A 20,462-nucleotide genomic window follows, 5' to 3' on the forward strand; every position below is an offset into this window, starting at 1 on the left:
TTATCCTCCTAATTTTATATTGGCTTCTAAGCCACTTATCAGCCCTAAGGCAATATCTGTTCCTGAGGAAGAGCCAATAGCAAGCACCTTTCTCAGAGCCTCAATGGATTCCACTTCTGTGCCATATAAAATGGCGTGTATGAATGAACAGATGGACTCCCTTACTTGTCCATATGCTGCCTTCTTCAATGTTGTAAAGCTAATCTCATTGGTCAAAGGCTGAATCACTTTGATGACGCTTTCACACAAAGGTTTATACATAGAACACGGGCTATTTTGTAAGTGAATGATAGCAAATAAGCCTACTAAAAAATCATCCCCTGATGGTGTTAGCCCTGGCCCCAAGCCTACTAAATCAGCTGCATATGCCTGAAAACGATCCAAACGTTGATTCAATATTTCCTCATAAAGTAAAATTGTACGCTGCTGTAATAATCTCGATGTCTCCGCTTCAAATTCACTGACGGGAGAATCATTACGTTTTATGCCGCCGCCTTTCCCATGTAAATCAATGAATTGTTTAACACGAATCATATTCATTTTTAAGCGTGTACAATTTGCTGGATAAATAGGTAGCTGACATTGCCAACGAGAGGCGGTAGGGATCGCTATTATTAATTTTTCTTCTATTAATAGTTGATTATGGCGAACCGATACCCTGTCATGTTGCTGAATGCCCAGGTGATCCAATGTACCAAGATCAATGACAAGTGTATTGGGTGCCCGATCCATTGCCTTCGTAGCAAGTGTAAAAATTTCATCCTTACCATCACTCCGTATATTTAAGGCATGTTTAAACACGCTATGAACCGTTCCCGTAAACGTCGCCACTATTTGCTGCAGGAAATAATCATCACCCAATTTGGCATGTATCATATGTACACCTCTTTATGTCGTAGGAGTACTACTATTTCGCTCCTGCTTCTAGTAGAATTTTTTCAATTTCAGTAAATCCTTTTTCTTTAGCCATTGTTAATGGTGTCACACCATATTGATCCACTAATTGTGTATCTGCTCCATGTTCTACTAATAGACGAACTATTTCTTGTTGCTTTTCTCCCCCATCATTGAGGAGAATGGCTTCAATCAATGGTGTCCATCCACAAATATTTGTATGGTTGACATTGATGTCTGTAGTCGTTACAAGTTCACGAACTACCTCAACAAAGCCCTTCTCACTTGCTGGATGAATCCCTACACCGCCAAAGCGTGTTAAACGCTCTAAATCTGTGTTTGCTTGTAGCATTATTTTCACAAGCTCTAACTTTCCATTTATACATCCATACAAAAATGGGTTTAAACAAATTTGATCTTGAAGGTCAATATCTGCCCCTTCCTGAATTAAAAATTTTACTGTTTCTAATTGATCATTCATCGCAGCAAGTAAAATTGCTGTACGTTTGCGCTTATTTTGAGAATTAATATCCACACCTTGTTGTAAATAACCTTTCAGAGCGTTATTATCACCTGCTTCAGCTGCAGTTAAAAATTCTGAGACCACATTCATATCTACCAATTTCATTCCTCCATTTCTCTGACCTATTGTTCATTTCAACTAAAAAGAAATAAACCGCGAGAATGTTACTACTTTCACATTTCCGTCTTACAAGCTTTATTTTATTCTCTTATGCCGTAGATATCATTGTTTAGCAAAACCAAAAAGAATGAAGATCATTTAGGCAATATGTACAATGTTTTGTGATAAGATTATGGCGAAGGAGTGAAATCATTTGCTAACAATTAAAGATATATTAGAGATAAAGGCACTTGAAGGAATTAAAATTGTTGCTGGAGAGCAAGGAATTCACAATGAAATTGCACTTGTGAATATTATCGAAAATCCCGATGCATTTGATTGGCTGACACCGAATGAATTACTGTTAACGACTGGTTACATCTTCCAAGATGACGAAGCCTTACAAAATAAAATTATCCAAGAAATCTCTAAAATCAATTGTGCAGGCCTTGTTATTAAAATGAGACGCTATTTACAAAAGACGCCTCAAAACATGATCGATATTGCCAATCAGCATGGATTGCCGTTATTAGAGTTACCTTATAATTACACCCTTTCCAAGGTCATCTCGATTATCAATGAAAAGGCATCTGGCCGTTATGATCTATTAAATAGAAAATCTTTGGACATGCACAATACGCTATTTAAGGTGGCGCTTGAAGGAGGAGGCATCGAATCTATTTCCTCTAAGTTAGCTGAAACAATTAATAACCCGATTATTTTTTTAGATAATGACTGGAATTTACTGCATTATACAGATCTTGATACGAATCCTGTGCCCCTTGCCTATGGCATTAATTTAAAGAAGAATCGTCCAACATTTTCAAAGGATTTTATAAATACCATTCCGAATGATCTCAATGAAATGCAAAAATCCATTACACGAATCTATCAATTAGAAGATCTAGCCGTAAAATGTAGAATTCTTCCTGTTGCAGTAGCCAACTATATTTATGGCTATATTGTCATTTGGCAAACTGTACGGGATCTGAATGAGTTTGATTTCATCGTTTTAGAGCAAGCCTCCACGATTGTGGCACTAGAAAGGATAAAACAGAAGGAAATTGAGGGTGTACGTCTAAAGATTAAACAAGAGTTTTTTGATGATTTATTGACTGGAAAAATCACTTCGCTTGAAACGCTACAAACACTATGCGATCTCCACGGCTTAAAGATCAACCATAAATATTATTGCATCGTCATCTCTATTAGCCATGAAAATTTGCAAAACCAGCATGATTTAATTTCTAGAAAATACGAAACCGATAATATTGCAAAAAAATGTATGAATTTAATTTATGAGCACTCTAGCACAATTAATGGAGAAATTACATGCCTTTATCGCAACAATCAAATCATTATATTAGTTGGACAGCAAGACAGCAAACAAGATTTCACGATCAATGAAACAAAGCAATACGCAGAAAACATTCTCCAATTATTAGTACAGCAACATACGCAAAGCTCTTTCTTAATGGGAATTGGCAAAGAATATAAACATATACGTTTTGTCCATAAAAGCTTTGCAGAGGCACATGAAGCTCTCCGTCTTATGCACCGCTTCGAAGAGCGTGGAGCAGTGGCTCATTATGCGGATCACTCCATTTATCATTTTTTAGATTCGAATATTAATGAAGTGCAGCTAAAGGACTTTTTCTTAGAAAGCTTGGGTTCTGTCTTTGAGCATGATCTATTACATGGGACAAGCTATCTACTTACATTAGAAAATTACTTTATCAATCATATGAATATAAGTGAAACAGCCAAGGAAATGTTTATCCATCGCAATACGTTAATTTATCGGATTGAAAAGATTAAAGAAATTTTAAAAACAGATTTAAAAAGCTATGAGGAGCTGTTACAAATCCAGCTAGCCTTAAGAATCTATCGCTTGCTTGGTAAGTCTTTATACCACGATGAATTTGCAGACTAGTATCAAAAGGTGGTGATCGCATCACCTTTTTTGATGACCATTCATTTCATATTCAGTTCATAAACGCATGCTATAGTAAAGCCATAGAAACGAAATACATTGTTTTCAGACAATGAAGGAGGCTTATTTCTTTGCAAGAAACATCAAATGATATGTCTAAACAAAAAGATTGGCGCCGTTTTATACAGTTAGTAAAACGTGCCGAACCACCGATATGGCTACTTGTCATCGCTTTAGTGATGAGTTTAGCAACGACAGGTGTAGGGTTTATTGTTCCATTATTTACAAAACAATTAGTGGATGGCTTTTCGTTAGAATCGCTTAATTATTGGCAAATTATTGTACTAGGTATTGCCTTTATCGCACAGGCTATTGCCAGTGGCTTATCCATCTATTATTTAAATCGAGTTGGACATCATGTTGTGGCAAAATTACGTGACCAGCTATGGCGAAAGCTGTTGCATTTACCAATCCCCTATTATGATGAACATGATACAGGCGAAACATTGAGCCGTGTTACGAATGACACAGGGGTTGTGAAAGAGCTTATAACAGAGCATTTAGCAAACTGTTTATCTGGCGTTATTTCCATTATAGGTTCTATCATCATTCTTCTATTTTTAGATTGGAAAATGACATTAGTCATGCTGATTGCCGTACCACTGGCTATGGTGATCTTAATGTTGTTAGGGCGACGCATGTTTGTGATTTCAAAAGGGATGCAAGATGAAACAGCAAAATTTACGTCTGTATTAAATCAAGTTTTACCTGAAACGCGCCTAGTCAAGGCTTCAAATGCTGAGCAAATTGAATATGAGCGTGGAAAAAAGGGCATTACGAATCTCTTTACATTTGGCTTAAAAGAAGCAAAAATTCATGCACTGATTTCCCCGCTGATTTCATTCGTTCTGATGTCTGTGCTTGTAGCTATTATTGGCTATGGTGGTGTCCGTGTTTCCTCTGGAGAGCTGACGGCTGGCGATATGGTGGCATTTATTTTATATTTAATCCAAATCATTATGCCAATGACGCAATTAACGATGTTCTTTACCCAGCTCCAAAAAGCCATGGGTGCTACAGAACGAATTAGTGCATTGCTTGAATACGAGGAAGAACATATTGAAGAAGGCTTAACAGTAGAAAAAATAGATCAACCCATTTATCTTAAAAATGTTGATTTTTCTTATGGTGAGGAGCCCATTTTATCCGATATTAACTTCACAATTGAGCCAGGCAAAGTAACAGCCATCGTTGGACCAAGTGGTGGCGGTAAAACAACTACATTTTCACTGCTAGAACGATATTATCAGCCAACGAACGGCAGTATCACACTAGGAGATACACCAATCGAAACTTTTTCACTCCACTCTTGGCGCAGTCAAATCGGCTATGTAGCGCAGGAAAGTGCCCTGCTCTCAGGTACGATTCGAGAAAACATTTGCTATGGTATAGACCGTGAAGTGCAAGATGATGAGCTAGAAAAAGTGGCTAAAATGGCCTATGCAGATCAATTTATTAACGAGCTTCCAGATAAGTTCGATACTGAAGTTGGAGAACGAGGCATCAAGCTTTCAGGAGGACAACGTCAGCGTATCTCTATCGCAAGAGCGCTCTTACGTAATCCGCAAATATTAATGCTGGATGAGGCAACATCAAGCTTAGATAGTAATTCAGAAATTTATGTACAAAAAGCATTAGACAACTTAATGCAAGGACGCACAACACTAGTCATTGCGCACCGTTTATCGACAGTGGTAGATGCCGATCAAATATTGTTTATTGAGAAAGGGCATATTACAGGCTGTGGTACACACGAAACACTCTTTGAAACACATGCTATGTATCGTGAGTTTGCCATGCAGCAATTACGCATTAAAGACGTAGAATAAAGGGGTTTGTTGAGATGACAAAACTATTAGTCGTGGATGATGATGCACATATTCGCGAATTGGTGAAAGTGTTTCTGCAAAACGAGGGCTTAGAAGTAATAGAAGCTATCGATGGCGTCGATGCACTGTCTAAATTAGACACTGAGAAAGTCGATATGGTCGTGATGGATATTATGATGCCCAACATGGATGGCTGGGCATTATGTGAGGAAATACGTTCATTGAATACAGATCTACCAATCCTTATGCTAACAGCTAAAGGAGAAACCTCTCAAAAAATCAAGGGCTTTCATTTAGGGACAGATGATTATCTTGTGAAGCCATTCGAGCCTGCCGAACTAATCGTACGTGTTAAGTCTATTTTAAAAAGATATCGTATCTCCCTTTCTCAAGTTGTAGAAGCTGGAAATGTCAAATTAAATCGCCATACACATGAAGTGGAAATGAACGGCGAGACGATTCTCCTTCGTTTGAAGGAGTTCGAGCTATTATTTACACTTGCAAGCTATGTTGGCAAAACCTTTTCCCGTGAACAGTTGATCGAAGAAATCTGGGGCTACGACTATGAGGGAGATGAACGAACAGTTGATGTCCATATCAAAAGAATACGAGAACGCTTTCCACAGGAGACGAGTGGCTTTGTCATTCGCACCATTCGTGGTCTTGGTTACCGCTTGGAACTAGGCACATGAGAAAACGAAGATTCTTGTTAAGATTAGCGCTGGTCTTTTGCCTGTTTCTGATTGCAAACACCGTTTTCGCTTTTATTTCCTATCATGTAACTTCATGGCTGTATGGACGGTTAGGAACTGAGCCTCATGGATTTTGGCTACAACTAGCAACAGTGATTGGGGTGTTTGCACTCTTTGCCTGTTCAGCTGCCATTATCTTTTTAATCGGACTAAATCGACAACGTAACTATTGGGATACGATTGTAGATGCATTAAGCCGCATGGCAAAAGGTGATTTTGATGTTCAGCTGGATTTGAGAGCAGATGAGGAGGATCAATTTGGGCAATTGATTCATGGTATTAATCATATGGCTGTTGAGTTAGGTGAACTGGAAAGAATGCGTCAGGAGTTCATTTCCAATGTCTCCCATGAAATTCAATCACCTTTAACGTCTATTAATGGCTTTGCCAAGGCTTTGAAAAATATTAACCTACCTGAAGAAAAACGTCAGCATTATTTAGCTATAATTGAATTAGAAAGTAATCGTTTATCAAAAATTAGCGACAATTTGCTCAAGCTAACTTCCTTAGAATCGCAGCACCATCCATTTGAACCTATAACTTATCGACTCGATAAACAATTACGCAATGTTGTGCTGGCACTAGAACCGAATTGGTTAGCCAAACAGATTGACTTTGATCTCGATCTTGATAACCTGAGCATCACTGCAGATGAGGATTTGATGAATCAAGTCTGGATGAATTTACTGACAAACAGTATTAAGTTTACACCTACCAATGGAACCATCTCATTATCTATGAAAAAGCAGTTCGACACGATAACCGTTCGGGTTCAAGATACTGGCATAGGCTTAACCGAAGAACAACAAAAGCATATTTTCGAAAGGTTTTATAAGGCCGATCAATCGCGAACTGCTGGAAATGGCGGTAGCGGATTAGGGCTAGCCATTGTCAAAAAAATAATTGAGATGCATCATGGAACCATTGCTGTAGAAAGCAAAATAGCAGAATATACAAGATTTTTGATTACTGTCCCCATCGACAGTACGCCAACTCATGCAAACGACTAACCCCGTCTGCATGAGTTATTTTTTCTAGTATGCTACTTTACTAAAGTATCGATATACTTTATTTAGTTTTTGCTGTTGCTTCCCCTTTTTACTTTCCATATTACCAAACTCAAAAAACTTCACTTTTTTCATTCCAACAAATTTAAACAACGCCCTTTTCATTAAAATTTTATGTGCATTGTTCAACCATAAAAATGGATAATTGGTTGGCCCCTTCATCGTGGACACACAGACTACAGATTTCCCTTTTAAAAGACCCTCTGGAAATAAACCCTTTGTATCTCGATAAGCAAAATTTGCTGCAAATAATTGGTCGATATATCCTAACAGCATGGCTGGCGGTCTCCCCCACCAGATCGGATAAACAAATACAATTTGATCTGCCCAAGAGAGCTGTTGGCGGTATTTTTCCATTTTCGGATCCCGATACATATCACGACGTCGTTTATGTTCATGGAAAATTAAGCGTGGATCGAACTCTTCTTCATATAAATCTAGTATCTGAATCTCCTCGATGGTAGGATTCTCTCGACACCCCTTTATCACTTCTTGTAAAAAAGCATAATTTAAACTTTTATGGTTGGGATATGTATAAACAATTAACGTTTTCATTGTGCGCCTCCTCATTACTTATCATTTGATAACAAAATAATAATTCATTTCATTTTAGTTGTCAAATGATAATTGTTTTAGGACAAGTTATTTGTTATCTTGACAGTAAGAGGTGATCCCATTGAATAAAAGCGCTTTATTTCATCAGTTTGTAGCATTTACAGCCACAATCCATCAAGTGACACATGATCTCACACAAAATGTTAACACTGCGAATATCACACCGCTACAATATAAAATTCTTGAATATATTAAAGTAAGCCAACCTGTCACACCAACGGAAATCAGTGAATGTCAGCATATGTCCCTACCCAACACAAGCCGTGAACTTCGGAAATTGCAGGAACGGCAGCTAATCGAAAAATTTAACGACACAGCCGACCGCAGAAAGCAGTATGTCCGTTTATCCAAAGAGGGTGAAAAAATGATGGAGGAGGCATTTGCCTGTATCGAAGAACGCTTTTTACAGCTTATTCAACACGCAACACAGGATGATCTAAAGGACATCCAACATGCTCTAACCATTTTAGAGGAAAAGGTTTTACAGCAAAACGGCTAAGAACATGCTGCTTTTCGGGTGTGGTGATCGCTACTATTGGAGAAGCAGGAGGCGAGATCTTTTTTGACTGAAATTGCTCTTGCTTTGGTTTGAAGTGATCATTTTTTTCAAAACCGATCTTTTCTTTGCTCGAAGTGATTATTTTTTGTTCAAAACCTCTCTTTCCTTTGCTCTAAGTGATCACTTTTCAATCGCTACCGCTCTTTCTTTGGTTTAAAGTGCTCGCTTCTGATTCAAAGCCGCTCTTTTATTGGCTTGAAGCACTCTCTTTTCATGCAAAGCCGCTCTTTCCTTGGTTCGAAGCGCTCTCTTTTACTTCAAATTGCTCATCTCCTTGCTCGGAGTGATCACTTCTAAACCGAAACTGCTTATTCTTCTTTATGGAATTATTCATCTTACACGCAAAAAGGTTAGCCATAATTTGACTTGAATCATTAAAAATCTTTAGTGTCACGCACCACAGATTCGTAACCACTTTGTCTTTTCTTTAATAGTATAAAGGTGAGTAGAAGGAGGAGTCTCAAGTGGAAGTAGTGTTTAATCGGGAGTGGATTGAAGAACAGTTTGATACACTTCCATTATGGCAACGGTCAGCCTATACAGATTTTGCTGCCACGATTGCGGATGAAGCAAATACGTTTCCGTGTATACCAGCAAGAATGGGCTTTTTATCAAACCATTTGCGCTATAGTTTTGTCGGGGATCCACGGGAAGAGCAATCGATTAAAATGTTAGCACAATGCTTAAAGGACTATACGAAAGCATCACGAACTTTCGGGAAGTATACAACTCTTACTGTGTTCTTTCATACCCCTCACGATATGCAAGATAGCTTTGAGGTAGCAGATTATCAGCAGTTATTTTGGTCCATATTAAATAATTTAACCAAATTGGATGAGATGAATTGGCCTGAAGGAATACCAATGGAGCCTACTCACCATGAATGGGAGTTTTGCTTTCATGGTGAACCCTATTTTATCTCTTGTGCAACACCAGCCCATAAATTGCGAAAGAGTCGTCATTTTTCCACTTTATTAATGGCCATTCAACCCCGTTGGATATTCGATGATATAAACGACACCACAGCCTTTGGGCGAAAAATCAAAAAGCTCATTCGTCAGCGGATTGCAGACTACGACACAGTCCCAGGACATCCAGATTTGAAATGGTATGGGCAAGAAGATAGTTATGAATGGAAGCAGTACTTCTTAAGTGATGATAACCATAGTCCATCCAAATGTCCTTTTTTAAGGATGTCTCAGGAAAACGGTTCATTACGTAATGTTTTTTTGCCTTTTCACAACAATCCAGGTCGCCACACTGATTAAGGCTATAAAGAGCAGGCTCACATAAAAACCGAGTCTGCTTGTTTTTTCACCTAAAGTTCCAGATACCGTCACAGCAATGAGCAACATCCCCATAGCATTCTTTGCATGCCCCCACTTAGTTAACTCCATGAGCTTCCAGTAGGTCACTAAAATAAAAAGCCAATTATAGATCAACATTAAACCCGCCGCTGTAATCAAATATTCAAAGATTTTTTCTGGCATCAAAAAACCAATTACAATCGTAATTACTAGCCCACTCGTTAAAAATAAAAAGGCTGGAAAAGGAACTTTCATTTTTCCTTTCTTTGCAAGGACTGCCGGTGCATCATGATCCTCTGCAAGTGTAGTGAGAATGGTGATCACCGCGTAAAGCGAGGCCACCATCGTTGAAAAACCAGCAATGATTAGCACACCATTAAAGATATCTGCCACAAAAGGGATATGGTGTCCTTGAAGCGCTGTAATAAAAGGACTTTCATCAATCGAAAAGTCTTTCCATGAAACGAGTACTAATGCAAGGGCGATGGCCATGATAAAAATAACGGTAATCACGATCAGCATAATTCTCCCCGCTTTTGGCGCCTCTTTTGGATTTTTCAAATCGATGACCATTAAACCCATCACTTCAATTCCTCCGTAGGCATAAAAGGCATAAAGTAATCCGAGCCAAATACCTTTTAGTCCTTGTGAAAAAAATGCTTCATAATTAGCTTGAAGTGAAGCCATTGTAGTAGATGGTGTACCTTTCATGATGATGACCACTGCTACAATAATGAACATAATGATGGCAGCTGCCTTTAAGGCACCGAAGATATTTTGGAAATTTTCAAAGCCCTTCATGCCTGTGAGAATAACGACTAAACCAATAGCAGCATAAATCGATGCAGCAATCCACAGGGGCAGTGCCGGAAACCAAAATTTCGTAAAAATGCCGAGCGCCATCAGCTGGCTTCCCATGATTAATAGCTCAGAAATCAAGTACACCCAGCCATTGCTAAATCCTGCCCAGCGTCCAAAGGCTTGCTTGGCATAGGTACGAAAAGAGCCTTTATCTGGATTTTCCACAGACATTTTAACAAGTGCATCATACACGATATACGTACAAATGGCCGCTAATAAAAAAGGTATTAATACCGCAGGCCCACTTTTATGAATGGCCATACTTGTCCCAAGAAAAAAGCCAGTGCCCAAAGTACAACCGATACCAAGAAGCGAAAGCTGCCACCAGGCCATACTTCCTTTAGCTGATTTTGAAGTCATTTGTTCTCAACCCTTCGTTACGTTCTTACCAATGGCAATGTCATACATCGAATGCCACCACCGCCTTTTTCAAGCTCCGTGACATCAACTTCAAGCAAGTTTTTATTCTTCAGCAGTGGATGCGCTAATAATTGTTGTTGTGTTGCCTGCTTGCTTATCAACAGTGTTTCTGGATTCAGGTTAATAAAGTTGATGTCTGGAATGGTCTTATACGAGTTCAGCCAGTAAACATCCAAACCATGACGCTTTAAAAATGACTCTACCATATCAAAACGACTGCTTTGAGCTGTTAACACCTGAATAGGAAAATGGCGTACAAAGCTTTTAGCAACAACCAGATTCGCATTTACAACATTACAATTCATATCTAAATGCAGTGTATCATTGCTTTTCGGTAAATCAATTATGGCAATTTCAGAAAACCCCTCTTGAAAAATGCCTTCCTTTAAGCTTTCGATAGCTTCTATCGAAGTTCTCATTCCAAGATTAATAAGTACAGCATCTTTATTTAAAATTAACAAATCTCCACATTCGAAGGAATGAAGCGGCTGCAAATTAGCTTTCCATTGTTGTGGAAACCATTTTTCTAATAGTGAATGTGCAAGAGGGTACTCTGGTTTTCTAAGTGAGGTTCCAGCATTTCCAAGTAAAAGCCGATTCCCAATGACACAGGCTAGGTCACGCACAAAATAACGATTGAGGAGCTGCTCACTTAATAGCTGCTGATCGTGGGCTAGTTCTCTTGCATAATCAAGTACATGTACCCCTGCGTTTTCGAATGTTGTCTTTAATGCCATGAAATTATCCATCGCCTTCTGATGGTTGACCGTATCACTCCAACCAACCTGCTCTGCTATTGTTAAATCCGTTACATCTACGAGTGAAGGTGCACAAAGCATCACTACTTTCAGTTCTCCATGTTCTGACCAACAATTTAGTTGAAATGAATCCATTCAAGTATTCTCTCCTTCTTCACAACAATCTATGTTAGCGTTACCATTGACTTTCAGATTATACAAAGACCATAATTAAGAAGAATTTACCAATTATAATTATTTAGAGAAAGAGGTGTCATTATGGAATACTATAAATTTTTAAGACAGTATGTAGGACACCAACCAATTATTTTACCTGGTTCGGTGGTTCTCATTCTTAATACTGAAAACGAAATATTACTACAAAAAAGATATGATGGCGGTTGGGGGCTCCCTGGAGGCTTAATGGAATTAGGAGAGAGCTTAGAGGATACTGCCAAAAGAGAGGTACAAGAAGAGACAGGACTAGCCATCACAGATTTACAGTTACTAGGTGTTTTTTCTGGTCCGGATTGTTACCTTCAAGTTTCGAATGGGGACGAATTATACGCCGTTACAGCAGTCTTCTATACAAGAAATGTGCTTGGTAATTTAGTGATTGATTACAATGAATCAGAGACAATGCAATATTTCTCTCTTTACCATTTACCAAACGATTTAAAAGATCGTCGATATATTGAACCTTATATCGCACAATTAATTTAGAGAGAAAACAAGCCGTTCTCTCTCTAATTATCATGTAAAATATTCTAATTTTGCTTGAGGGAAAAATTTCTGCATATAGCGATACAAATGTTCCTTAATGTCTTCCTCTTCCTCTTTTTGATAAATATATTTACCTATGCCATATTTGCCCCATTTATACCGTCTTACCGTCTCGTCGAGCTCTAGCTTTGTCATTGGATAATTTTTTTCAATCACTCGTTTTGCAGGCTTTGTAAAGCGATGTTGAATAAATTCAAAGGTGATGTCATCGCGCACATCCTTTGGCAATTCAGCGTCCAATCGCTCAAACATATGATAATAGCCCTCCTGCCAGCCATCATGAAGATAGATTGGCGCAACAATAAATCCGAGTGGGTATCCAGCTCTTGCCACTTTCCCCGCTGCCTCAATGCGCTTTTCCAATGGTGATGTACCTGGCTCAAAGTGCTTAATCACATAATCAGCATTGACACTAAAACGAAACCTTGTACGACCATTATGCTTGGCATCTAATAAATGATCCACATGATGGAATTTCGTTACAAATCGTAACTGACCTAGCTCACTTTGTCCAAAATGCTCAATGGCTCGCTTTAAGGTATGCGTAAGATGATCAATTCCTACAATATCAGAAGTACAGGATGCCTCAAAGCGAGTGATGTCAGGTGCTCGTTCAGCCATATAGTGATCGGCCTGTTCTAGGATTTCATCGACATTGACATACGTCCGAATATAAGGTTTGCTGCCCATAGTTGTTTGTAAATAGCAATAATGACAATGTCCCATACAGCCAGTCGCAAATGGGATGGCATATTCCGCTGAGGGCTTAGATGTATCAAACTTTAATGTTTTTCGAATACCCACTACTAAGGTCGATTTTGCTACCCGATACTTTTGAAAATCATTGTCTCCAGGAAGGTTTCTCACTTGATTATGGGAAGTTGTATAGCGAATTTCAATTCCCATCTGCTCAAACTTCTCTTTTAGCTCCTGACCTAATGGATACTGGAGGGCATCTGGCTCAAAATAAACAAGCTGAGGGGTAAATGGCTTTATCATATGAGTCCTCCCTTAATGAAAATACTGGTGATAGGCCTGTTCAGCCGCCATCTCGCTTGCAAAAATCACCATGTCATTCGTGATTGGATAATAGGTTTCAAATAAAAATAGAGCTAGCTCCTCTGGTTTTTCTGGATGATAAACGACTGCCGCTTCCTGTATATTCGTTACATCTTGAATATGTGGATTGCGGTAAAAAATATAAACAATATCACCCACATCAAATGGTTGTTGCATCTCTTCACCTTCCTCTGCCTTTCCCTTAGTTTGGTGAAAGTGTACAAAAAATATGTCATAAAAAATTTAGTTGGTAATATACATACAGTCGTGCGGTTATTTTAAGAAAATTGCACTTCCCGTAAATTGTAACACTTCAATTTAACCTGCTTTATTCAATTCTCCTACGTCGAATAGTGTGAGGTTATCCACTCAAAATTCCCTTACTCTTTTCAATCCTCTTGTAAGGAAAGTAAGCCAGAATACGTATCAAAACTGCATGATGGTTAAATTTTCTTCAAAAGGTAAAAGGGTGAAACTTTTAGGCTGCTCATACGTTAAATTAGATGTCATGCTAAGTCAATCAAATGGCATGAAGAAGGGTGGAATTTATGAAAAAAATATGGACTTTACTTTTTGCTGTGATACTTATTGTACCGTTAGTATTACAGCCGGCAACCGCACAAGCGGCAAAAGCCATCACAATTAATGTGGATGGGGTGCAATTAAAAACCGATCAGCCACCAGCGATGATTCAAGGACGTGTTATGCTACCACTTAGAGCGATCTTTGAAGCATTGAATGCAAGCGTAAACTGGGACCAAAAGACTCAAACAGTCACAGGGATAAAAGGTGATACAACGGTAGTTCTCAAGATTAAATCAAAGACAGCTACTATTAATAACCAGACAGTAACGCTTGATGTACCAGCACAGGTATTAAAAGGTAGAACAATGGTACCAGTACGCTTCGTCAGTGAAGCACTTGGGCAGGATGTTGATTGGAACTCGGAAAAACAGCAAGTATCTATTAAATCTGACACTCCAAGTAATATCAGTATTGCTCCAGCGAGCAATGTGTCAGTTCGAGATGTGAATGATCAGGGAGATGGGCGTGATCTTGAGGTTAGCTTCTCTAAATCGTCTACAGAATCATATGTAGATCATTATCGGGTTATGGTTGTGAAGGCTTCTAAAAGTTTTAATTTGTCATCAGCTCTTAAAGTCTCCTCTTCTAATTATTCGGTGGTATCGACTTCAAATGCGAATCGTGCCATAACTTTATCGCAAAACTCGCGAGATGTGGACGGAGACTACATAAAAAATGATCAGTCTTATGTGGTTTATATACTTGCCATTGGCAAAGGTTCTTATTCTAGCGTACTATCAACTTCTTCTCCGAAGATTACTCTAACAAACATGTCTACTGTTACCGCAGTAACAAATGTGAAGATTAGCGATATTAACGATTTTGGCGATGGACGTGATGTCTCAGTTAGCTTTACTCGTCCACAAAATGATAGCAATACTTCCAATTACCGTGTGTTTATAGTAAAGACCAAGGATGCTAACAACTTTAGTCTTACCACTGCGAATAATTTATCCAGCAATTATTATACAACAGTGGACAAATCAGGAAGCAACGGCAGTACGTTGATAGCAACTCTGTCTTCCTCAACACGAGATACTTCAGGTGACTTTATAAAGAATAACGAATCCTACACAGCGTTCGTTATGTCTGTAAGTAATACGAATTCTGGCATGAATAAACTCTCGCCTGCTTCATTAGCAGTAACGCTTACTGTATCTACTCCAACTATTACACAAGTAGATGATGTTAATGATTTTGGCGATGGACGCGATTTGAGAGTTAGCTTCAACAAAGTGTCTGACGAATCTAATGTTAACTCTTACCGAATTTTTGTTGTAAGAGCTAACAACTATACGAACTTTACATTGACAAAAGCCAACAGTTTACCTAGCACTTATTACACACAAGTGAACAAAACAGGCAACAATATTACTCAGGTGCTCTCTGCAGGAGCAAAAGATACTGACGGTTATGCCATTCAAAATGGCGTTAGCTACCGTGTATTTATTATGGCAGTAACTAATAACTCTGCAAATAATGTGCTTTCTTCAGCCTCCAATATGATTTCGCTGCTAAGCAACAATGTGGGTGCAGTGTCGAATATCATTGCCAGCGATGTGAGTGATAATGGTAACGGTCGTGACCTCTTTGTGTCATTCAATAAAGCTGTTGATGAGGCACCTATTAATCACTATCGAATTATGGTGGTACCAACAGCAAATTACAATAATTTTAGTCTGACGGATGCTAATAGCGTATCCAGCAGCAATTACACAACTGTTAATAAATCTGGGAAATCCACATATGAGCAAGCGTTATCTGAAAATACTCGGGATGTGCGCGGAAATACTATTAAAGAAGGTACGAACTACCGTATCTATGTACTGACTGTTGCCAATGGAAATACATTAGGAAACAATGCGCTAACTGCCGCAACGTCTACAGTTACACTAACTAAGAACTTCACTGTGCAAGCTGTAACTAATTTGAATGTTGCAGATATCGATGATAAAGGGGATGGCCGTGATGTGCAAGTAACATTCACGAAGCCTACAGATGAATCGAATGTTAATCATTATCGGATTTTAATGGTACCAACTGCATATTACAGTAGCTTTAATCTTTCACAAGCCAATAGTAGCTCTTATTACATCACAGAAAGCAAAGGTGGAAATTTAGCAGCAAATAGAACATTGGATGGGATTAGGGATGTACGAGGTAATTTTATTACAGAAGGAACTAGCTATCGCGTCTATGTACTGACTGTTGCAAATGGTAACTCTTTAAATGCCTACGCTCTATCCTCTCCTTCACCTGTGATTACAATTAGTAAAAGCAAAGCTGTTCAGGCAGTAAGCAATATTAATGTTAGCGATGTTGGTGATTATGGAGATGGTCGAGATCTACAGATTTCGTTTACAAAACCTTCTGATGAATCAAATATAGATAGTTACCGTATTCTAGTTGTACCTGCATCAAAGGCAAATGACTTTGATCTGAATACAGCTATTAGAGCAACTAATTATACAAGTTGGGGTAAAGGCCAATATAGTATGGAATTGGGAGCTACTAGTAGAGATACAGACGGAAGACTTATAACGAATGGCGAAGAATATCGCGTATATATCTTGTCTGTAGGTGGTGGAAATTCTAAGGAAATGTATAGCTTATCCTACCCATCTTCCTACATTGTTTTGGAAGACCTTTCAGCCGCTGGATCAGTGGAGAAAGTGACACTTAGTCTCTTGAATAAGGGATATAAATATAACGATATTAACATTAGTTTCGATGTCAAAAATGGTCAAAGCGTAACGGAGTATAGAGTGTTTATGTTGCCGAAGGATAAAGCAGAAAGTTTCAAATTGGGGGATGCTATTAGCAATCCAAATAGCACCAGAATTCAACCGAATCCTCTCTCCAACGTTAGCCAAGCGCTAAGCAAACCAGTAGATGCATTTGGTAATCAACTTGATTCATCTACAGAATATGTTGCTAAGGTTCTGATTTTGGCGAAAGGAACTTATTCGCTATCGAACACATCAATTAATTCGGTGCAACTCCAGAAATATCCTGAAAATAACAATAATAATGGGGCGTCCCAAGACCCTCAAACTAATCAATAGGTCCATTACTTTTATAGCAGGTACTCCTATGGTGTATACATCACCATAAAGAGTACCTTCTTGTTTTATAATAATAGATTACTTTTCTCTGTTTAAAACATGGTCCGATTGCATTATATACTTCATTGCTCTATTTCCACTTTTTTATCACTTCGTATACTGAACGACAACCAAGCTTATAGTTGCTTTGTCATCTGTACCTGCTCTGTTGTCACCTTTAATCCATGCTTTAACAAATAGCTCGTTGCTGGATTGCTCGCTAAGAAATTCACTGTCGTCAAATGGACTTTATGTGTTGTAATACTTGCTAAAAACTGTGTTATTAACTCTACATTACTTTCCTCTAGTATCACCATTTGATAAAGTAGAATACGCTCCACCTCACCATATTCATTCCACAATGTTTTGTATAGCATATAGCCAAGTGATTCATGGTTATCATTATAAAACACCTTTGCTTCCCCATGCTTCACGCTCTGCCAGTTACACTGCCAAGGAACATTTTCCCGATAGAAAGATAGATGTGCTAGCTGCTCTGGGCGAATGGTCGCTATATGAAGGGCTACTGTAGATGTTACCTTGGCTTCATACTCGCCGCTTAAAAATAGTAATTGATTGGCAACCACATAGCCATATTTTTCATACAAGGCAATGGCTACCTGATTTTCCTTAATGGCTTCTAACGTACCCAATTCTACATTTTCTCGCTTATAGATAGCTAGGGTTTCCTCCATTAATATGCGCGAGACACCCTTACCACGATATGCTGGAGAAATACCAGTCCCACCATTCCAAGCTGTTTTTTGGCCATCGATGGTACGAAAGCCATTCATCACAATGGCAATCGGTTCCTCTTGATCAAAAACGACAATAGAATGCTCAGAAGATAAGCCTTCCCCCACTAGTCGCTGTAAAAACATTTCTGCTGTCATATTAATTTCAATAAAATAACCTTCAAAGCCTTTGTTCCATGCTTTCAATACTTCATCTAATGTACATTGTGCAACTGTTTTAATCTTCATACAATCACTCTTTTCAAATGGAATCTAATGCTGCTAGATTTTCTAAGGTTAGTTTTCTCACAATCTCATAACCATGTCCTTGACCTTTAGGTTTTATGACAACCGTCCCCATATTCGAAATGATGCCCAGCCCCACATTTCTTGGAAAGCTATGCCCAATGATTATGTTGTTTATGTCCTCAGGTGGAATGATTTCCAGCATCGATGTAGAAATCGTTAATATACTGCTTTGCACTACTGTAGGAAGATTGCCACCTAACATAAAGATTTCAAACAAGAAGGGGTCAATTTGGAGATTGCTGTTGGGAAATGCCAAACGTGCTGTTTCAATGGTCCTACAAAAAGGACTGGTAGTGATGGTGGAAAGGATGGGAATTTGCCAATAGCGTAGCATTTGACCATAATAAATTGCCTCCCTACGACCTTGATCGGATAAATTCCGTTGATTTTGACAACTTTGAAATGTACCATATGCTTGATCTACACCAATAGTTGCTGTTCCGTGTCTTGCATATAAAGTTAGCCCACCTTTTCTCAATAACGCTAGGAGACCCTTTTCCATTTTCTTCATCTCCTTCATCATATCACTTTCTACTTTGTAATGTATGTACTGTACATAGAAAAAAGCTCCCCACAACTTTTTGTAGGAAGCTTTTTTCTGTTATTTTATTGGAATTCTGACAATAGCAGTCGTTTCTAAATGTTTTGATGAATCAATTGAAATATGACCATTATATTTAGTGACAATTTCTTTGACAATAAATAAGCCTTGCCCTCTTAGTCTACCATTCTCATGTTTTTTCGTTGAAAATCCTTGTTTGAATATGTGATCGGGATTCGCAATATTTGGCCCAGTATTGGTAATTTTAAATTCATACTGAGATTCATCTGCTGTACAGCAAATCTTAATCTTACGTTTTCCCTCAGGTAATTCAACAGCAGCATCAATCGCATTATCAATTAAATTGGATAGAATCTTGATTAAATCTGTCGTTTTAATCTTATTAAAGTCATTTTGAGAAAGCGTAAAATCCATATCAATATGATGATTTTGAGCCGTTAATTTCTTCGTTTGCAATAAGATGGACAAACCTGGATGATCAATATTTAATTTTAATGACTTGATCGCCTGAACTTCTTTTGATAGTGAGGATAAATATTGTCTCGCCTGATCTGTTTTTTCTAATTGTAATAAACCATGTAACACTTGGATATGGTTCGTAAAATCATGACGTAGGGACGACACCGAAGTAATCAATGTTTTGATTTCTGCTAGATATGTGTCCTCTGTAGCGCCAACTTCCTTCGCTACCTCTTTTTGATACCATCTTTGTAAAAATAAAAAAGAACCGATGACAATTAAAATAAGTACACCATTAAAAATAAAATTAAATAGGTTGTCTTCAATGACTTTACCCTTAATACCATTTAGCGTATCTGCACTAATGTCAATGCCTAAATACCCGATAATTGTTCCATTATCATCTTTGATGGGTGCACCAACAGATAAATAAGACCCATGTTCAGAATCATGAATTACCTCTGTAACATAGGTTTCACCATTATAGGCCTTTTCAACATGCTTTGCAGGGACAGTACAAACCACGCCAATACCGAAGCCCTCTTTCATTTCTTTTGGCATCCCTGTAATCATGGCTATAGATACTTCAGGATTATCCACCTTTAAGGTGTAAACAAATAGTGCACCTAATTTTATCCTTGCATCGTTTAAATAATTTCTTACTTTCCAATAATAATCATTTTCCTGTGGATTATTTAAAAATTGCTGATAGGCATAAGTATCTATGGATGCAGCAATAGAATGGGCTGCCTCTAAGCTTTGATTGGCAATCGACTCTTCAACGGTCTTTTTTATTTTTACATAGGATGTAAAGATGTTTAAACTTGTAAACAAACATAATAAAATCGTTGATAGAATTAATATTAGTTTTATTTTTCTATTTTTCATAAAAAACGGTACTTCCTCATCTATAAATATTCTAGAATATTATTATATTATAATTAACTCTATTTTTTGTTTGTAAAGCAAACATTGCTTGTATATCCTACATAAATTAAAACACAAAATCAATTTTTATTTTATTCATACCCAAAATTACACACTGTAACAAATAGTTTAATAATCCTTGACAAGAAAGTAAACTAAAAAGATAAGTAATAACTTTTTATGTCTCATTTCCTATTTAAATGGAAAATTGAAAAAACCACTAAAGCAAAGGTATCAAAAAAAGATCAGGTATCAACAATACCTGATCTCAGACTGTAGACAAA

General features: G+C 38.0%; 18 protein-coding genes. 8 read left to right on the forward strand and 10 right to left on the reverse strand.

Annotated features, from left to right (window positions below; all coding sequences use genetic code 11):
• Positions 1–876, reverse strand: a complete 876-nt coding sequence (locus ACMGGO_RS15075) for a DUF2877 domain-containing protein (RefSeq protein WP_420282007.1) — start codon at positions 874–876, stop codon at positions 1–3.
• A 31-nt stretch (positions 877–907) separates the two neighbouring features.
• Positions 908–1,516, reverse strand: a complete 609-nt coding sequence (locus ACMGGO_RS15080; protein ID WP_081011059.1) for an ankyrin repeat domain-containing protein — start codon at positions 1,514–1,516, stop codon at positions 908–910.
• A 214-nt stretch (positions 1,517–1,730) separates the two neighbouring features.
• Between ACMGGO_RS15080 and ACMGGO_RS15085 the strand changes: the two genes are divergently transcribed.
• The 4 genes from ACMGGO_RS15085 to ACMGGO_RS15100 all read left to right on the forward strand — a co-directional run bounded on the left by ACMGGO_RS15085 (position 1,731) and on the right by ACMGGO_RS15100 (position 7,100).
• Complete coding sequence (locus ACMGGO_RS15085) at positions 1,731–3,449, forward strand: PucR family transcriptional regulator (RefSeq protein WP_054550754.1); 1,719 nt, start codon at positions 1,731–1,733, stop codon at positions 3,447–3,449.
• A 131-nt stretch (positions 3,450–3,580) separates the two neighbouring features.
• On the forward strand, positions 3,581–5,338 hold the full coding sequence (locus ACMGGO_RS15090; RefSeq protein WP_115673419.1) for an ABC transporter ATP-binding protein: 1,758 nt from the start codon (positions 3,581–3,583) through the stop codon (positions 5,336–5,338).
• A gap of 14 nt (positions 5,339–5,352) precedes the next feature.
• Positions 5,353–6,030 (forward strand): response regulator transcription factor, encoded by a 678-nt coding sequence (locus tag ACMGGO_RS15095; protein ID WP_420282008.1) that lies wholly within the window; start codon positions 5,353–5,355, stop codon positions 6,028–6,030.
• Positions 6,027–7,100, forward strand: coding sequence for a sensor histidine kinase (locus tag ACMGGO_RS15100; RefSeq protein WP_420282009.1), 1,074 nt, complete (start codon positions 6,027–6,029; stop codon positions 7,098–7,100). The genes ACMGGO_RS15095 and ACMGGO_RS15100 overlap by 4 nt, the downstream gene beginning before the upstream one ends.
• A gap of 24 nt (positions 7,101–7,124) precedes the next feature.
• On the opposite strand, the gene ACMGGO_RS15105 is transcribed toward ACMGGO_RS15100, so the two are convergent.
• Complete coding sequence (locus ACMGGO_RS15105; protein WP_054550751.1) at positions 7,125–7,712, reverse strand: NAD(P)H-dependent oxidoreductase; 588 nt, start codon at positions 7,710–7,712, stop codon at positions 7,125–7,127.
• Between the two features lie 121 nt (positions 7,713–7,833).
• On the opposite strand from ACMGGO_RS15105, the gene ACMGGO_RS15110 reads away from it, so the two are divergent.
• Together ACMGGO_RS15110 and ACMGGO_RS15115 are read left to right on the forward strand one after the other, a co-directional pair.
• Positions 7,834–8,271, forward strand: coding sequence for a MarR family winged helix-turn-helix transcriptional regulator (locus ACMGGO_RS15110; RefSeq protein WP_016994314.1), 438 nt, complete (start codon positions 7,834–7,836; stop codon positions 8,269–8,271).
• Positions 8,272–8,795: 524 nt separating this feature from the next.
• Positions 8,796–9,599, forward strand: coding sequence for a YqcI/YcgG family protein (locus ACMGGO_RS15115; protein ID WP_420282010.1), 804 nt, complete (start codon positions 8,796–8,798; stop codon positions 9,597–9,599).
• Here ACMGGO_RS15115 and ACMGGO_RS15120 read toward each other — a convergent pair.
• Both ACMGGO_RS15120 and ACMGGO_RS15125 read right to left on the reverse strand, forming a co-directional pair.
• Positions 9,546–10,859: an amino acid permease gene (locus ACMGGO_RS15120; RefSeq protein WP_420282011.1), complete on the reverse strand. Its 1,314-nt coding sequence runs from the start codon at positions 10,857–10,859 to the stop codon at positions 9,546–9,548. The two genes, ACMGGO_RS15115 and ACMGGO_RS15120, sit on opposite strands and share 54 nt — an antisense overlap.
• Positions 10,860–10,876: 17 nt before the next feature.
• Positions 10,877–11,812, reverse strand: coding sequence for an arginine deiminase family protein (locus tag ACMGGO_RS15125; protein WP_048389934.1), 936 nt, complete (start codon positions 11,810–11,812; stop codon positions 10,877–10,879).
• Positions 11,813–11,935: 123 nt separating this feature from the next.
• On the opposite strand from ACMGGO_RS15125, the gene ACMGGO_RS15130 reads away from it, so the two are divergent.
• A complete protein-coding gene (locus ACMGGO_RS15130; protein WP_103117744.1) occupies positions 11,936–12,379 on the forward strand; it encodes an NUDIX hydrolase in 444 nt (147 codons plus the stop codon).
• 30 nt (positions 12,380–12,409) lie between these two features.
• Here ACMGGO_RS15130 and splB read toward each other — a convergent pair whose 3' ends face one another.
• Both splB and ACMGGO_RS15140 read right to left on the reverse strand, forming a co-directional pair.
• A complete protein-coding gene (splB, locus tag ACMGGO_RS15135) occupies positions 12,410–13,438 on the reverse strand; it encodes a spore photoproduct lyase (protein WP_048389930.1) in 1,029 nt (342 codons plus the stop codon).
• A 12-nt stretch (positions 13,439–13,450) separates the two neighbouring features.
• On the reverse strand, positions 13,451–13,675 hold the full coding sequence (locus ACMGGO_RS15140; protein ID WP_004232790.1) for a transcriptional regulator SplA domain-containing protein: 225 nt from the start codon (positions 13,673–13,675) through the stop codon (positions 13,451–13,453).
• Positions 13,676–14,046: 371 nt separating this feature from the next.
• Between ACMGGO_RS15140 and ACMGGO_RS15145 the strand changes: the two genes are divergently transcribed.
• A complete protein-coding gene (locus ACMGGO_RS15145; protein ID WP_420282012.1) occupies positions 14,047–17,148 on the forward strand; it encodes a copper amine oxidase N-terminal domain-containing protein in 3,102 nt (1,033 codons plus the stop codon).
• Positions 17,149–17,324: 176 nt separating this feature from the next.
• Here ACMGGO_RS15145 and ACMGGO_RS15150 read toward each other — a convergent pair whose 3' ends face one another.
• The 3 genes from ACMGGO_RS15150 to ACMGGO_RS15160 form a co-directional block, all read right to left on the reverse strand.
• Positions 17,325–18,170, reverse strand: coding sequence for a GNAT family N-acetyltransferase (locus ACMGGO_RS15150; protein ID WP_420282013.1), 846 nt, complete (start codon positions 18,168–18,170; stop codon positions 17,325–17,327).
• A gap of 13 nt (positions 18,171–18,183) precedes the next feature.
• Positions 18,184–18,732 (reverse strand): histidine phosphatase family protein, encoded by a 549-nt coding sequence (locus ACMGGO_RS15155; RefSeq protein ID WP_420282014.1) that lies wholly within the window; start codon positions 18,730–18,732, stop codon positions 18,184–18,186.
• 99 nt (positions 18,733–18,831) lie between these two features.
• Entirely contained in the window at positions 18,832–20,139 is a 1,308-nt protein-coding gene (locus tag ACMGGO_RS15160) for an ATP-binding protein (protein WP_420282015.1), read from the reverse strand.
• Positions 20,140–20,462: the final 323 nt, after the last annotated feature.

Source organism: Lysinibacillus sp. BNK-21 (genome assembly GCF_048684915.1).
In the GTDB taxonomy this organism is placed as follows: domain Bacteria; phylum Bacillota; class Bacilli; order Bacillales_A; family Planococcaceae; genus Lysinibacillus; species Lysinibacillus capsici.